The sequence below is a fragment of the Ruegeria sp. CH2 genome (assembly GCF_056537065.1).
In genome coordinates this window covers 120,255-135,636 of the sequence record NZ_JBQFQV010000006.1, presented here as the reverse complement: position 1 = coordinate 135,636, position 15,382 = coordinate 120,255, and the positions used below count along the sequence as shown (strand labels likewise).

Annotated in this window: 18 protein-coding genes; 12 read left to right on the top strand and 6 right to left on the bottom strand. The window is 58.8% G+C overall.

Features of this window, described 5'->3' with window-relative positions; all coding sequences use genetic code 11:
• Positions 1-12: 12 nt before the first annotated feature.
• Positions 13-927: a DMT family transporter gene (locus ACR0M9_RS10950; RefSeq protein ID WP_480773569.1), complete on the top strand. Its 915-nt coding sequence runs from the start codon at positions 13-15 to the stop codon at positions 925-927.
• Here the strand turns inward: ACR0M9_RS10950 and ACR0M9_RS10945 are convergent.
• A complete protein-coding gene (locus tag ACR0M9_RS10945; protein ID WP_480583555.1) occupies positions 872-1,579 on the bottom strand; it encodes a thiamine diphosphokinase in 708 nt (235 codons plus the stop codon). The two genes, ACR0M9_RS10950 and ACR0M9_RS10945, sit on opposite strands and share 56 nt — an antisense overlap.
• Before the next feature lie 207 nt (positions 1,580-1,786).
• On the opposite strand from ACR0M9_RS10945, the gene ACR0M9_RS10940 reads away from it, so the two are divergent.
• Positions 1,787-3,406: an RNA polymerase sigma factor gene (locus ACR0M9_RS10940; protein ID WP_480773568.1), complete on the top strand. Its 1,620-nt coding sequence runs from the start codon at positions 1,787-1,789 to the stop codon at positions 3,404-3,406.
• A 200-nt stretch (positions 3,407-3,606) separates the two neighbouring features.
• Here ACR0M9_RS10940 and ACR0M9_RS10935 read toward each other — a convergent pair whose 3' ends face one another.
• The 5 genes from ACR0M9_RS10935 to nthA form a co-directional block, all read right to left on the bottom strand.
• Positions 3,607-3,843 carry a DUF2842 domain-containing protein gene (locus tag ACR0M9_RS10935; RefSeq protein ID WP_480481534.1) on the bottom strand — a complete coding sequence of 79 codons (237 nt, stop codon included), beginning with the start codon at positions 3,841-3,843 and terminating at the stop codon, positions 3,607-3,609.
• Positions 3,843-5,138: an adenylosuccinate synthase gene (locus ACR0M9_RS10930; protein ID WP_209504287.1), complete on the bottom strand. Its 1,296-nt coding sequence runs from the start codon at positions 5,136-5,138 to the stop codon at positions 3,843-3,845. The genes ACR0M9_RS10935 and ACR0M9_RS10930 overlap by 1 nt, the downstream gene beginning before the upstream one ends.
• Before the next feature lie 224 nt (positions 5,139-5,362).
• Positions 5,363-5,692 carry a nitrile hydratase accessory protein gene (locus tag ACR0M9_RS10925; protein WP_480486048.1) on the bottom strand — a complete coding sequence of 110 codons (330 nt, stop codon included), beginning with the start codon at positions 5,690-5,692 and terminating at the stop codon, positions 5,363-5,365.
• The gene (nthB, locus tag ACR0M9_RS10920) at positions 5,689-6,366 is read right to left on the bottom strand and encodes a nitrile hydratase subunit beta (RefSeq protein ID WP_480481540.1); all 678 of its coding nucleotides are present in this window, start codon (positions 6,364-6,366) and stop codon (positions 5,689-5,691) included. The genes ACR0M9_RS10925 and nthB overlap by 4 nt, the downstream gene beginning before the upstream one ends.
• On the bottom strand, positions 6,363-6,977 hold the full coding sequence (gene nthA / locus ACR0M9_RS10915; protein WP_480481542.1) for a nitrile hydratase subunit alpha: 615 nt from the start codon (positions 6,975-6,977) through the stop codon (positions 6,363-6,365). Before nthA ends, nthB begins: the two co-directional genes overlap by 4 nt.
• Positions 6,978-7,127: 150 nt before the next feature.
• Here nthA and secG point away from each other — a divergent pair, with 150 nt between their 5' ends.
• From secG to ACR0M9_RS10865, 10 genes are all read left to right on the top strand, one after another.
• A complete protein-coding gene (secG, locus tag ACR0M9_RS10910; protein ID WP_480773610.1) occupies positions 7,128-7,487 on the top strand; it encodes a preprotein translocase subunit SecG in 360 nt (119 codons plus the stop codon).
• Between the two features lie 160 nt (positions 7,488-7,647).
• Positions 7,648-9,291, top strand: coding sequence for a CTP synthase (locus ACR0M9_RS10905; RefSeq protein ID WP_480481546.1), 1,644 nt, complete (start codon positions 7,648-7,650; stop codon positions 9,289-9,291).
• A gap of 112 nt (positions 9,292-9,403) precedes the next feature.
• Positions 9,404-9,886 (top strand): bacterioferritin, encoded by a 483-nt coding sequence (locus ACR0M9_RS10900; RefSeq protein WP_267365948.1) that lies wholly within the window; start codon positions 9,404-9,406, stop codon positions 9,884-9,886.
• Between the two features lie 160 nt (positions 9,887-10,046).
• Positions 10,047-10,817 (top strand): isocitrate lyase/PEP mutase family protein, encoded by a 771-nt coding sequence (locus tag ACR0M9_RS10895; RefSeq protein ID WP_480481550.1) that lies wholly within the window; start codon positions 10,047-10,049, stop codon positions 10,815-10,817.
• A gap of 180 nt (positions 10,818-10,997) precedes the next feature.
• Positions 10,998-11,447, top strand: coding sequence for a tellurite resistance TerB family protein (locus ACR0M9_RS10890; RefSeq protein ID WP_209504295.1), 450 nt, complete (start codon positions 10,998-11,000; stop codon positions 11,445-11,447).
• Positions 11,448-11,467: 20 nt separating this feature from the next.
• A complete protein-coding gene (locus tag ACR0M9_RS10885; RefSeq protein ID WP_209504296.1) occupies positions 11,468-11,905 on the top strand; it encodes a tellurite resistance TerB family protein in 438 nt (145 codons plus the stop codon).
• A complete protein-coding gene (locus tag ACR0M9_RS10880; protein WP_480481552.1) occupies positions 11,902-12,651 on the top strand; it encodes a phosphate/phosphite/phosphonate ABC transporter substrate-binding protein in 750 nt (249 codons plus the stop codon). The genes ACR0M9_RS10885 and ACR0M9_RS10880 overlap by 4 nt, the downstream gene beginning before the upstream one ends.
• A gap of 128 nt (positions 12,652-12,779) precedes the next feature.
• Complete coding sequence (locus ACR0M9_RS10875) at positions 12,780-13,556, top strand: ABC transporter ATP-binding protein (protein ID WP_267365283.1); 777 nt, start codon at positions 12,780-12,782, stop codon at positions 13,554-13,556.
• A gap of 34 nt (positions 13,557-13,590) precedes the next feature.
• Positions 13,591-14,340: a transporter substrate-binding domain-containing protein gene (locus tag ACR0M9_RS10870; RefSeq protein ID WP_267365285.1), complete on the top strand. Its 750-nt coding sequence runs from the start codon at positions 13,591-13,593 to the stop codon at positions 14,338-14,340.
• 79 nt (positions 14,341-14,419) lie between these two features.
• The gene (locus ACR0M9_RS10865; RefSeq protein WP_480481688.1) at positions 14,420-15,307 is read left to right on the top strand and encodes an ABC transporter permease; all 888 of its coding nucleotides are present in this window, start codon (positions 14,420-14,422) and stop codon (positions 15,305-15,307) included.
• Positions 15,308-15,382 lie beyond the last annotated feature (75 nt).

Here is a 15,382-nt window from a genome sequence, read left to right as displayed (position 1 = left end):
AGCGTCGCGCTCATGACCCAGGACAGACCCGTCTTTGGCATCTTTTTGATGCTTGGTTTTTGCGTGCTCGCACCCTTGGGGGATGCGATGGCGAAGCTGTTGGGCGAGACCACACCGCTGGGTCTGCTGGTCATGGTCCGTTTCGCGGTGCAAGCGGTGATCCTGATCCCGCTGGTTGCGGTGACCGGGCGACCCTGGCGGATGCGCGGACGCATCCTGCGGCTGACCCTGCTACGGACGCTGCTGCATATCATCGGCATTTCAGCCATGTTCAGCGCGCTGCAATTCCTGCCATTGGCGGATGCCGTTGCTATTGCCTTCGTCATGCCATTCATCATGCTGCTGCTGGGCAAATATGTTCTGGAGGAAGAGGTCGGTTCCCGCCGTCTTGCCGCCTGCATCGTCGGGTTCATTGGCACGTTACTGGTCATTCAACCCAGCTTTGCCGAGGTAGGTGCACCTGCGTTGCTGCCACTGATCGTTGCCGTAGTCTTTGCCTTGTTCATGCTGGTCACCCGGCAAGTCGCGAAAGAGACCGACCCGGTGTCGTTGCAGGCTGTGTCCGGCGTATTTGCGACAGTCCTTCTGGCTCCGGTCCTTCTGATTGGCACGCAAATGAACATTCCGGAGCTCTCGATGACCCTGCCATCCAGCGATCTGAACTGGCTGCTGATTGCGATCGGGGTGTTGGGTACGGTCGCGCATCTGTTGATGACGTGGTCGCTGCGCTATGCGCCGTCTGCCACTCTGGCCCCGATGCAATACCTGGAAATCCCGGTTGCAACCCTGATCGGATGGGTGATTTTCAACGACCTGCCCGATGGATTGGCTGCGGTTGGCATCGTCATAACCATTGCCGCAGGCCTGTATGTCATTCTGCGCGAGCGGGCCAGCGCCCGGTCCGCCCCGACAGAAACACCTGCATAAGCGGATCAAGCGCTGCGCGCGGGATCATCACCAACAGGCCCGGCCCGTCCATCTTCAGCTCGACAGGCGCCAATGCGCGGTTGGATGTCCCCACCTGCCCGTCCGGTCGAAAGGCCAGATCGTCAATCGGCCATTCCAGCCCGGTACTGCGCCCCGTCACGGGCTGCATCGGAAACAGCGAGACCACATCGCCGGGTGCAACCGGCAGCTTGATCTCTGGCGGCGCGTGAAAAACCAGTTCACGTTCGCCCAGCAATATGCAGGCCTGATCCTGCCGCCGGACCAGAACGTTCAGAACGGCCAGTTGATGATCAAGTCGCCCGCCAAGAAACCCGGCCCCAAGAACCAGCGGAGCGTGCAGATTGCGAAGAGCCTTGTCGAAATCGGTGCTGTCCTGTTCGCGGATGGCAAACAGGCGATCCGCGGGAATTTTCGCTTGCGTCGCTTTGCTCAGCGAATCGAAGTCACCAATCACCGCATCGGGAATCCGGCCTGATTCTGTCAAAACGTCCGCTCCGCCATCGGCGGCAACGACCGAATTGACGCGATTCAGCACCAGATTCAGGTCTCCAGATCCGATAAATCCCCCTCCGAACAGCCCAATTGGATCGGCAGAGCGTACAATTGGCTCGATTTCCCTAAGATTGGCCATTTTTCCCGGATTTGGACACATTAAGACCACAAAATGATAGGTTCATGCATAAAGTTCAGAGCCTTCGTGTGCTCCCGATTCCGGGTAAGTGGGCTCTCGTAGTTTGTAAAGGACGTGCGTCTGATGGTACAGAATAACAAGGTACTAACCGTTTCATATGGAACCTTCTCCTGCACTTTGGAAGGATTCGATGATTCCTTTGAAACGATGAAAGCCATCGCCGAATATTTCCGCGATCTCGCAGCGGATGATCGTTACTTCGGCTCGGAACCCCCGCAACCTGATGCCGAAATGCTGACCCGCATCGCCCGGCGCGATGCGTCGCAGCGCGTCGAAGCCCGTCAGAACGAATCCGGCCTGTTGCTGCGCGCCACTCAGACAACCGAAACCCCTGTCGCTGCTGAAGAGCCGGCCCCGCACACGGCCACGATCAATGTTGCCGAAACTCCCGCTCACGTTCAGCCACAACCGGCCCCTGCGCAGACCGGGTTCGCCGAAGCGGAACCTGTCGCGGACACCCCACCCCCGGCCGCTGACAGCATCGCGGCGAAACTGCAACGCATTCGCGCAGTCGTCTCTCATTCCGATGTGCCCGCGGCCGAGTATTCCGAAGACGAAGACTCACCGCTGTTGGCCAATACCGCCCCCCCGGTAGATGCAGTGGCCGCCGCGTTTGAGGCCGGTGCGCTCAGCGCGGAAGACTTTGCCGAGCCCACAGAGCCTGAAGCCCAGGAAACCGAAGTGCCTGCGGCACCTGCGATTGACGAGATGCAGGATCAGGAAGCTGAAGAACCGCAAGCGGCTGAGACAGCTGATGCGCTGATCCCCGAAGTTGCTGAAACTCAGATCGAAGAAGACGTTGACCTGCAGGCGCCCCTGACCCCCCAGCCCTTGCAAATCGACGAGATCGAAGACACACCGGTGGCGGATCAGACCGCCGCCGAGCCTCTGTTCGCTGATCTTGCAGACGTTGCCGAAGACGATTTCGACGAAGAGGATGCCCCCAACATCCTCAACGTAGAAGACGTAGCAATTGAATCCGACGACGAACCGGTCGAGGAAGACCTGGCGCAGGGTGTTTTGACGGCAGACGACGAAATGCACCTGCTGACCGAAATTTCCGAGATCGAACAGCACCTGTCCGGTCGTTCGAGCCAAAAACTGGCGGACGATGCGGATCCCGATCAGGATATGTCGCGCCTGATGGCAAAGACCGGCGAGCATATGGATGACCCCAGCAGCAGCGATGCGCGCGAAACCTATTCGCACTTGCGCACCGCCGTCGCAGCCACCGAAGCCGACCGCGACGGTCAGGCACGCTCGGAAGAGGCGGCCGACCGGGAATATCGCGGCGATCTGGCATCCGTGGTCAGCCCACGGCGACCCGAAATCAAGGTAACCAGCATGCGTCCGGCACCGGAAGCTCCAGCGCCGCTCAAGCTGGTGGCCGAGCAGCGGGTGGATGAACACGGAACATCCGCAAGCCCGGTCTCGCCACGTCGTGTCACCGCAGACCAGGACGCAACCGGATCGGAGGAAGGCGGTTTCGCACAGTTTGCACAGGAACAGGGTGCGCAATCGCTGCCTGATCTTCTGGAAGCGGCTGCCGCATATCTGTCCTTCATCGAAGGTCAGGAGCAGTTTTCGCGCCCGCAGCTGATGAACAAGGTGCGTTCACTGAAACAGGACGAGTTCAATCGCGAAGAAAGCCTGCGTTCTTTTGGACAGTTGCTGCGCGATGGTAAAATCGAGAAAGCCGGAGGTGGGCGTTTCGCGGCGTCCAACCTGATCGGTTTTCGCCCCGATGACGAGCGTGCCGTAGGCTGATCACGCCACAAGGTTTCCAAGCAAGGCCGGGTTTGCCCCCGGCCTTTTTGCTTTTTGCCATTGGACCATACGCCTGCCCTGAATGACAAAGCCCGAGCGTTTCGACTGATACCAGACAGCCGACAATATACCTCCGAGGACCGCGCGTAATCCTGCGCAGTGCTCAGCAGGCCCGGTCATTTACACGTACCTGACGAGCGCTAGGACTGATCGGGGTCTTCTTTACCGACGCCGCGAAACACAAACTTGAACGGCAGGGCCCAAAGGATGCCCAGCACGATATAGACCAGCAACTCAATCCAGATCGGAGGACGCCCCAGCAAGTTCACGATCGTCACAACAGCGATGATGTACAGCGGAAGGCCAAGCACAAGGATCACCAGCGACCAGCGCCGGCGTGCCTTGTAACTCAACCCTGTCTTCTGTTTTTCGCTCATCAGTCGGCAAAGGGGTCTGTCACCAGAATGGTGTCATCCCGCTCCGGGCTGGTGGACAAAAGTGCCACCGGGCATTCGATCAGTTCTTCGACCCGACGTACATATTTGATCGCATTTGCAGGTAAATCGGCCCAGCTGCGCGCGCCTTCGGTCGATTCGCTCCACCCCGGCATTTCTTCATAAATCGGGGTACAGCGGGCTTGCTGATCAGCTGCGGTTGGAAGGTAATCCAAACGCTCGCCATCCAGCTCATACCCGGTGCAGATCTTAAGGGTCTCAAACCCGTCCAGAACATCCAGCTTTGTCAGCGAAATGCCGTTCACGCCGCTGGTGGCGCAGGTCTGGCGCACCAGACAGGCGTCGAACCAGCCGCAGCGGCGCTTGCGGCCTGTTGTCGTGCCGAATTCGTGCCCGCGTTCACCCAGACGCTGACCGTCTGCGTCTTCCAACTCGGTCGGGAACGGCCCTTCTCCAACGCGGGTGGTATAGGCCTTAACAATGCCAAGCACGAAATTGATCGAGCCCGGTCCGATTCCAACACCGGTTGCCGCCTGCCCCGCAATCACGTTCGACGACGTCACAAAGGGATAGGTGCCAAAATCGATATCCAGCAGCGCGCCCTGCGCCCCTTCAAACAGGATGCGTTTCCCGGCCTTGCGCTTTTCGTTCAGCACTTTCCAGACAGGTGCCGCAAACGGCAGAATTTGTTGCGCGATCTCTTTGAGCTGGGCAATCAGCGCGTCGCGGTCAACCGGTTCGATACCCAGACCCTTGCGCAACGGATCGTGATGTTGCAATGCGCGGTCCACGCGGGCCTCCAGCGTGGCTTCGTCCGCCAGATCGGCAACGCGAACGGAACGCCGCCCAACCTTGTCTTCATAGGCCGGGCCAATTCCACGACCGGTTGTTCCGATCTTGGTGCCTTTGCTCGCAGCTTCCTCGCGCGCACGATCCAACTCGCCGTGAATCGGCAGAATCAACGGCGTGTTTTCGGCAATCATCAGCGTGTCGGGCGTAATCTCAACACCCTGCGCCCGGATGGTTGCGATCTCATTGACCAGATGCCAGGGGTCCAGAACCACCCCATTGCCAATAACGCTCAACTTGCCGCCGCGTACCACACCCGAAGGAAGCGCGTGCAGCTTATAGACCTCGCCGTCGATCACCAGCGTATGACCGGCATTGTGACCGCCCTGAAAACGCGCGATTACGTCCGCCCTTTCGCTGAGCCAGTCGACAATCTTGCCTTTTCCTTCGTCGCCCCATTGGGCGCCGACAACAACCACGTTGGCCATATCCGGTCCTTTTCGTGCTGAGTGATCAAACCCGGCTCATATAGCGGGGCAAAAACGGCAGGGAAACCGATATTTCGCCGCAGAGGAAAATCGCGCAGGCGCGCGATGCCTCCGGCGGGGATATTTGTAGCCAGATGAAGAGCGGATCCCCTACTTCACCTGGCTTTAAATATCCCGGGGGAGGCGCCCGGAACGGGCGGCGGGGGCAGAGCCCCCCTACCCTGTCATCGCAAGTGGACAGGTTGTCCGTGCGGAGTGGTCAGGTAAGCCTCTTCCCAGGCCTTACGCAGATCAAGCACATCCTTCGGCATGGCAGCGCCCTGTTCGGCCAGCAATGCCTCAAGCGTTTCCAGCCATGCGTGGAAGTAATCGTCACCGCCATCCAGTTCCCGGGCAAGCCCGTTGCGTTTCAATGTCGCTGAAAAACGCGCCGCCCAATCCGCCCATTCGAACCGCCCGGCCTCGTTCAGCGCGACTGTGACGGCAAAGACCTGAGCGTGCCAGGGCTCAGCAAAAACCGGCTCGGGGGCTCCGTATGTGATGCAGTCGTTCATTCCGGTTGCAGGTAGCTTTGCCAGAGGTCCAGAACCACCTGGTCAGCGGGATGTTCGGGGGCGGCCCAGAGTTCTGATGCCGCAAAGACCACTGCATAAATCGGCTCTGGCGCCTCACCCAACCCATGCGCATTGGAATCGGGCAGAACATGGGTTCCGTGCAGGCGCAGGATTCGGCCCCTGGCACCGGATGCATAGACAGGCAGGCGCGTGTGACCTCCATCCACGAGGCGATTTGCCGCCGGTCGGACCGTGACAACCTCTTGCCCCACAGAATACAGCGCCGCGACATTGGAAGGCCTGTCCGCAGGCCCGCCTTTGGCCAGCGCAGCGGACACCGCTTCCGCCTTGAGTGCTCTGTCCGCCAAGGGGTGCGGTTCGTCGCCGCTCACGCCACGCAGATCATCCAATGTCAGAACACCCTTTTCGACCAGCAGATCGGTCAGACCGGATATCCATTTCTCATAATAGGAAAACCGGGTGTAATCCTTCGGGGACAGGCGTTCGCGCGCGTGGCGCGAAACGTCGATGTTCCACTGCCCCAGAAAACCAGATGCAAGTGTCACCGCAAGAGCGCGGGCGTGCCAGTCTTCGGCAAAGACCGGCGCATCCTCTGTCTCGGGGTTTATCGGACCATCACCGAAACGGCCTCCCATATCGTGAACGCGGGTCATGCGGGCACCCTTGGAAGGCCCGTGCCAATCATGCTGTCGCGCGTCACAAGCGCGGCAAGCCCCTCTTCGCTCATCCCGTCTGTGCCTACAGGGCGCATGGGCAAGACGAGATAGCGAACCTCGGCTGTCGAATCCCAAACCCGTACAGATGTGTCTTGGGGCAAGGTGACGCCGAATTCGGCCAGCACCTTGCGCGGTTCTCGCACTGCGCGGGCGCGGTAGGCGTCGGATTTGTACCATCCGGGCGGTATGCCCAGCAGCGGCCAAGGGTAACAGCTGCACAGCGTGCAGACGACCATATTGTGCCGGTCCGGTGTGTTCTCAACCACTACCATATGTTCACCCTGGCGGCCATAATAGCCAAGGTCGGCCACGACCGGAGTGGCGTCTTCAAGCAGGGCAGCTTTGAAGGCAGGGTCGCTCCAGGCTTTGGCAACAACGCGCGCGCCGTTTTGCGGCCCGATCCTGTTCTGATAAGTGTCAATAATCTCATCCAGAGCCGCCGGATCGATCAGCCCTTTGCGGGTTAAAATCGTCTCGAGCGCTTTGACGCGCAATGCGGGTTCAGGTGGTAACAGGGCATGCGGGTGGTCGTGATCGTCATGTGGCATGGCCGCAGCCTGCGTCACAAATCGACACACTGTCCAGTCCCTTTGACGTGATGGGATACATCAAAGAAGTTGATGCCAACTCCTGACTTGCCCCCGCTGGCAAACTTGCATAAGTACCACGCGATACACGCCACGCTGTACAGGACCACCATGGAAAACGTCGTTCTCATCATCCATCTTCTTCTGGCTCTGGGCCTGATCGCCGTTGTCCTGATGCAGCGGTCCGAAGGCGGCGGCCTGGGTATGGGTGGTGGCGGTGCCATGGCTGGTCGCGCAGCAGCGACGGCATTGGGCAAGGTGACCTGGATTCTGGCGGCCTGTTTCATCGTCACCTCGATCACGCTGACCATTCTTGCGGCTCAGAAATCTTCGGGCAGCTCGGTAATCGACCGTCTGGGTGTTCCAGCGCCAGCTTCGACAGAAGAAACCACACCGGCGATTCCGTCGGTTGATGATCTTCTGCCGCCGGCACAGGACGACAACGCGCCGCTGATCCCGCAGGCGGATTGATCCACAAAACCTAGAAACCTGAGAGAGGACTGCAACAGCATCTTGCGGTTCTCTTGCGCTTTTGGCGCGAATCCTTTATACGTGAAGTCCCGTGATGCAGCGGTTTTTCGGAGCCGCCGGGCAGCTGATTTTGACGTCTCACGGGAGCAGCCGAAAAACTATGGCACGTTTTATTTTCATCACCGGTGGTGTGGTTTCGTCCTTGGGCAAAGGGCTGGCTTCGGCAGCTTTGGGCGCTTTGTTGCAGGCCCGCGGTTATTCGGTGCGTCTGCGCAAGCTGGACCCCTATCTGAACGTCGATCCTGGTACGATGTCGCCCTTTGAGCATGGCGAAGTGTTTGTCACCGATGATGGTGCCGAGACCGATCTGGACCTGGGCCATTACGAACGGTTCACCGGCGTGGCTGCCCGCAAGACCGACTCGGTCAGTTCCGGGCGGATCTATTCGAACGTGCTCGAGAAAGAACGCCGTGGCGATTACCTTGGCAAGACCATTCAGGTGATCCCGCACGTCACAAACGAGATCAAGGATTTCATCGCCATAGGCGAGGATGAGGTTGATTTCATGCTGTGCGAGATTGGCGGCACTGTGGGCGATATCGAAGGCCTGCCCTTCTTTGAAGCCATCCGCCAGTTCAGTCAGGACAAGCCGCGCGGGCAGTGCATTTTCATGCACCTGACGCTGCTGCCTTACATCAAGGCCTCGGGTGAGTTGAAAACCAAGCCGACCCAGCACTCGGTGAAAGAACTGCGTTCGATCGGTCTGGCCCCCGATATTCTGGTCTGCCGGTCCGAAGGGCCGATCCCGACCAAGGAACGGGAAAAGCTGGCCCTGTTCTGTAACGTGCGCCCAGACAGCGTGATCGCGGCACAGGACCTGTCCACCATTTACGACGCGCCGCTGGCCTATCACCGCGAGGGGCTGGATCAGGCCGTTCTGGATGCCTTCCAGATCAGCCCCGCTCCCAAGCCCGATCTGGCCAAATGGGAAGATGTGAGCGACCGCATCCACAACGCCGAGGGCGAAGTGAAAGTGGCCATTGTCGGCAAATATACGCAGCTTGAGGACGCCTATAAGTCGATTGCCGAGGCGCTGACCCATGGCGGTATGGCCAACCGCGTGAAGGTCAAGATCGAGTGGGTGGATGCCGAGGTTTTCGACACCGAAGACGCGGCCCCGTATCTGGAAGGCTTCCACGCCATCCTTGTCCCCGGTGGGTTTGGCGAGCGTGGCACCGAAGGCAAGATCAAGGCGGCGCAATATGCGCGCGAGCACAAGGTTCCCTATCTGGGCATTTGTCTTGGCATGCAGATGGCGGTGATCGAGGCTGCGCGGAACGCTGCGGGAATCGCCGAAGCCGGGTCCGAGGAATTCGACCATGAGGCCGGGAAGAAACGGTTTGAACCGGTGGTCTATCACCTCAAGGAGTGGGTACAGGGCAACCACAAGGTCGAGCGCAAGGTCGGCGACGACAAGGGCGGCACAATGCGCCTTGGGGCTTACAACGCAGTATTGGCGGATGGATCCAAAGTGGCCGAGGTTTATGGCGGCACGCAGATCGAGGAACGTCACCGCCACCGCTATGAGGTGGACATCAAGTATCGCGACAAGCTTGAAAAAGCGGGCCTGAAGTTTTCGGGCATGTCGCCGGACGGACGTCTGCCCGAAATCGTGGAATGGGCGGATCACCCGTGGTTCATTGGCGTTCAGTACCATCCGGAATTGAAGTCCAAGCCGTTTGACCCGCATCCGCTGTTTCGCGAATTTGTGCGGGCCGCGAAAGACACCTCGCGCCTGGTTTGATCCCTGACTGTGTCGGACTGTCACCCCACGTTGTTTCGTGGGGGCTGACCTCTTAACTGTGTGGAGAGGCAGGTTTTCTGCTTTTGCATTTCACGGTTTCAGGAGATTTCCGATGAGCAACGCAACAACGATCACCAACCTTCAGCAAGCGCTTCATATGGAGCTTACTGCCGCGCACCAATACCAGTTGCACGCGCATGTTCTGGACGACTGGGGCCTTGATATTCTGGCCGAGAAAATGCGGGGCGAGATGCAGGAAGAGTTGGTGCATTCTGACGCCTTTATCGAACGTATCCTGTTTCTGGGTGGAACCCCCGAGCTTGCGTTTCAGAAAAGCCCAGCCGCAGCGGGCACGCTGGAAGAGATGTTCGCCTCTGATCTCAAAGACGAGAGTGAGGCCGTCGACTTCTACACCAATGCAGCGCAACAGGCGGCCGAAGTTGGTGATGTTGGTTCGCGTACACTGTTCGAACGCATCCTGATGGAAGAAGAAGGTCATAAAGCCTGGCTGGAGACACAGCTGAGCCTTCTGCAACGTCTGGGCGAATCTGCGTTTAGCGCGAAATTCGTCTCTGGCGCTGCGGGCGACGCCTGAGACCTTGGTTTCAAACCGGTGGATGTCACAGGTGCTTTGCGAAGCTGACGCAATCTGTGCCTGTGCCGTCACCTTAAATTGACCTGGCTGGGTGCAAAAACTCTGGCCGGGTCATTTTCTCAGCGTTAGCTGTAGGATACGTGACAACAGGAGAGTTCCGATGACCAGCCAGTCCCAGAAAGCCGTGACCTTTACCAGCCTTCACAAGAAGGGCGATCCTGTCATTCTGTTCAATATCTGGGACGCTGGCAGCGCTGGCGCCGTTCGGGACGCTGGTGCCCAGGCCATCGCGACCGGCAGTGCCCCTGTTGCCATGGCGCAGGGCTATGGCGACGGGCAGAACATTCCACTTGAGGCCGCGTTGGACAATGTACGCCGCATCGTTGCGGCGATTGATTTGCCGGTAACACTGGATTTCGAGGGGGCTTATGCCGAAGACCCGCAAGGGATCGCGCAAAACGTTCGGCGCGCACTTGACTGCGGTGTTGTCGGGTTCAACTTTGAAGACCAGATCATCGGTGGTGACGGTCTCTACGATATCGCCACTCAGGCCAAACGCGTTGAAGCGATGTGCGACGCTTGCGCGCGCGCAAGCATTCCCGGCTATGTCAATGCGCGCACAGATATCTTCCTGAAGGCCGCAGCGGACACCCATGACGACACGATGCTGGATGAGGCCATTGCCCGTGCCAATGCCTATGCTGACGCAGGCGCCAGCGGATTCTTTGCCCCCGGGCTAAAGAACGAAGCCCTGATCGCCCGGCTTTGCGAATCCACCACGTTGCCGGTCAATATCATCGCCCTGCCCGGCACGCCGGATACGGCCACTCTGGCAAAGCTCGGGGTCGCGCGGATCAGCTACGGCCCGGTCCCCTATCGCCAGATGCTGGCCTGGTTGCAGAACGCAACCAAAGAGGCGCTGACCTGGTAAACGCAGGCCTTTGTTTCTTAAGGACAAATTGAAACTCATGGATATTGGGCAATGATTGATTGTTGGCCGGTGTGTACCCGGTGCCGCGCAGCTCTGGTTCAGCGCGGGACACACGCAATACTATAGCAAGACCGGCATTTCGTGCTTGGCCGATCACGACCTGTCGTCTAGGTGTTTGTTATGTTGAAAAGGTTCTTTAAGGCGCTCAGACCGCCTCATCATGAACAATTGCCGGACCCGGATGCAGAACTTGCTCTGGGTGCTCTGATGGTGCGCGTCGCGCAGGCAGATCGCGATTATAAGCTGGAAGAGATCAGTCTGATCGACAAGATACTGGCTCGTCTTTACCAGCATAACGCGATTGAGGCGGCCAAGGTTCGGGCCACCTGCGAAAAGCTCCATGCTGCGGCACCGGAAACTGATACGTTCGGCAAACTGATCCGGGAAACCACGGACCTAAAAGAGCGGCTGGCAGCCCTTGACGCGTTGTGGGAAATCGTTCTGGCAGATGGCAGTTCGGACGAGGGCGAGATAAAGATCGTCGAAGAAGCCCGCATTGCCATGGGCCTGAGCTATAATGACAGTCAGGCAGCGCGCGAGCGCGTCCAAAGCCGCTTGGATGTGAGTTAAGCGCCCGCTATATCTTACCCATGTTCAGCGACTTTCTTTCCAGGCTCACACAGCCCAAGCCCGACCCGCTTGTCGAAGATGATGCCCGCCTGGCCCTGACGGCCCTGCTGGTGCGTCTGGCACGATCTGACAACGATTATTCTGATTCTGAGATGGCGCGCATCGACCGCATCTCGGCTGAACGATACGGTTTGTCCCCGTTCGAAAGCGCGGCTTTGCGCGCCCGCGCCGAAGATCTTGAGGCCGAGGCCCCCGACACGGTCCGTTTTACCCGTGCCATCAAAGAAGCTGTCGCTTATGAAAACCGGCTGGCGGTGGTTCAGGCGCTGTGGTCGGTGGCGCTGGCTGATGGCCACCGTACGGGTGAGGAGGACTCGCTGCTGCGTCTGGTTGTCAGCTTACTAGGGGTCAGCGACGTGGATTCGGCTTTGGCCCGGCAAAAGGCCGCTAAATCTTGATCGCCATGCTTGGCATGTATGACATGCCCGAGGTTCAGGCCGCCAATGATCGGTTCTGGGGGTTGATTCGTGCGCATTTGGGATGCGGGCCAGAACAGCTGACCCGAGACACCGATGTTTGGCAGGTCTGGCTTGATCCCGAACTGGTGCTGGCGCAGACCTGTGGAATGCCCTATCGCACACGCTTGCATGGTCGGGTTCAACTGGTGGGCACCCCGGATTACGGCCTGCCCGGTTGTCCTGCCGGGCATTATTGCTCGGTCTTTGTGGCGCGGCGCGACGACAACCGCACGCTGGCGGGCATGACTGACGGTATCTTCGCGTATAACGAAGCGCTGTCTCAATCCGGCTGGGCAGCACCGATCACGCATCTATCCCGAGAGAACCTGAATCCTGCGTCGTTGTTGGAAACAGGCGGTCACGCGCTGTCAGCGCAGGCGGTCTCGGACGGGAAGGCAGATTTCGCCGCGCTGGATGCATTGACCTGGATGATGTTGCAGGAACATACCGATCTGGGCAAAAGCCTGCGCGAATTGGCAAAAACCTCTCCTACACCAACCCTGCCCTATATTACTGGACCCGACCAAAACGCGGATCTGGTCGCAGACGCAGTTCGAACCGCAATAGTCGGCCTTGCCGAACACGACCGCAAAACGCTGCATATTCAGGGGCTGATCGACATCCCGGCGGAGGAGTACCTGTCCGTACCGACCCCGCCACCGCCATGCGCACAGCGGATAATCTGATGACCAAATTGTCCGGTGCATTTGGTCATTTTGGCTGTTTCCGACCCTGAATTTGCGAATTGCGCATTGCATTGAGCAAATTTTTCGGCCCTATTACCGCACCAACACCACAAACTACTGGACTGCCCGTGACAGAAATCGCTCCCGTCATCGAAATCAAAAACCTTCACAAAAGCTTCGGCAATCTGGAAGTGTTGAAGGGGGTGGATATCACAGCGCATGGCGGCGACGTAGTCTCGCTGATCGGGTCGTCGGGGTCAGGAAAATCAACTTTGCTGCGCTGCTGCAATCTGTTGGAAGACAGCCAGCAGGGTGAAATCCTGTTCAAAGGCGAACCTGTCAAATGGTCGGGCGATAGCCATGGGCGCCGCCCCGCGGACCCCAAGCAGGTTCTGCGCATCCGCACCAACCTGTCGATGGTGTTTCAGCAGTTCAATCTGTGGGCGCATATGACCATCCTGCAAAATGTGATGGAAGCCCCCGTGACCGTTCTGGGCCGCGACAAGGCCGAAGTGGAAGACAGCGCGCGCAAATACCTTGAGAAAGTTGGGATTGGCGACAAATGCGACGCCTATCCGGCGCAATTGTCCGGCGGTCAGCAACAGCGTGCCGCGATCGCGCGGGGGCTGTGCATGGAACCGCAGGCGCTGTTGTTCGACGAACCGACCTCGGCGCTGGATCCCGAACTTGAACAGGAAGTGATCAAGGTGATCAAGGATCTGGCCGCAGAAGGGCGCACCATGATCATCGTGACCCATGACATGAAAATGGCGGCAGATATCTCGAGCCACGTGGTATTTCTTCATCAGGGCCTGATCGAGGAAGAAGGTTTGCCCGAAGATATCTTTACATCACCCGAATCCGAACGGCTTCGGGGCTTTCTCTCCGCTACTCAAGCGGCTTAACTTCAAGAACAGAACCAAAACTGGGGAGTAACCAATGAAAAACCTGATTCTGTCCACTGCAGCCCTGGCGCTGACTGCTGGTATCGCGATGGCCGACACGGTCCGCATGGGCACCGAGGGCGCCTACCCTCCGTACAACTTCATCAACGATGCAGGTGAAATCGACGGGTTCGAGCGTGAAGTCGGCGACGAGCTGTGCAAACGCGCTAACCTGGAGTGTGAATGGGTCAAGAACGACTGGGATTCGATCATTCCGAACCTGGTCTCGGGCAACTACGACACCATCATTGCCGGTATGTCGATCACAGCCGAACGTGATGAGGTCATCGACTTTACCCAAGACTATTACCCGCCGACCGCGTCGGCCTATGTCGCGACCTCTGACTCGGCAGACGTAACCGGCGGTGTCGTTGCTGCGCAAACCGCCACGATCCAGGCAGGCCACGTTGCCGAATCCGGTGCAACCCTGGTCGAATTCGCGACCCCGGAAGAAACCATTGCAGCCGTCCGTAACGGTGAAGCCGATGCCGTTCTGGCCGACCGCGACTATCTGGTGCCGCTGGTCGAGGAATCGGGCGGTGAGCTGGTCTTTATCGGCGATCCGGTTCCGCTGGGCGGCGGTGTCGGCATGGGCCTGCGTGAAAGCGACGGTGAACTGCGCGGCAAATTCGACGAAGCCATCACTTCGATGAAAGCTGACGGCACGCTGAACGAGATGCTGATCAAGTGGTTCGGTGAGGGCACCGCCACATACGGTACTGACGGTTCGGTCGTCACCAACTAAGACCTGACCAATCCCGGTCCGGTGCTTTGGCGCCGGGCCGCTTCCGGCCTAGCCGGAACAGACGTTGGAAAGACGCCATATGTTCTCGTACTGCGCTGATCCTGACACGCTGGGCACGTTCCGCTGGTTTTCATGCTACCTGACCAATGGCGTCCACTGGTCGTTCTACCTGTCTTTCATCAAGGTTTTGGCCTTGCTGGCTGTGACCGCGCCCGTCGCTCTTGGCTTCGGGTTTGCTGGAGCCATGGCGGCGCGCTCGCATTTCCCGCCCCTCAGCTGGTTGGGCAAAGGATATATCGCGATTGTGCGCGGCGTGCCCGACATTGCGTTTTTCCTGTTCTTCGTCATCGCGTTGGATCAGGCGTTTGAGTGGACGCGGCATAAGATATTGTGCCCGGACTGGACCGACCCAATCCGCCAGGGCAATGACTTCCTCGTTTGTCAGGCCGCCAAGCTGCCACTTGGAACCGCGCCTGAATGGGTGCATGAAACCTATGGGTTTTTCCTTGCGGTCATCACCTTCTCTATCGTTTTTGGTGCTTTCGCGGCCAATGTCCTGTTCGGCGGAATGCGCGCCGTACCACATGCGCAACTGGAAACGGCCGAAGCTTATGGCATGAATCGCCGCCAGACCTTCTGGAAAATCCTCGTACCTCAGATGTGGGTTTACGCGCTGCCCGGCCTGTCCAATCTGTGGATGGTGCTGATCAAGGCGACACCCCTGCTCTTCCTGCTGGGCGTCGAAGATATCGTGTATTGGGCGCGCGAACTGGGCGGCACCAAAACCTCGAAATTCACGCAATACCCGCATGGCGACTGGCGCATGTGGTATTTCCTGTTCCTGCTGATCTTTTACCTTGGCATGACCCGTTTCTCGGAACTTGGGCTTGAAAAACTGATGCGGCGATTGTCCCACGGACAGGCCACTTCCGGCGGAGAGCTTCTGCGCAAGGAGACCACGGCATGATGATCCGCGTTCAAGACCGCAACCGGGTGCCGCACGCGATTGCACAGCAATCTCTCTCGCGCCCGCAATCTCCTT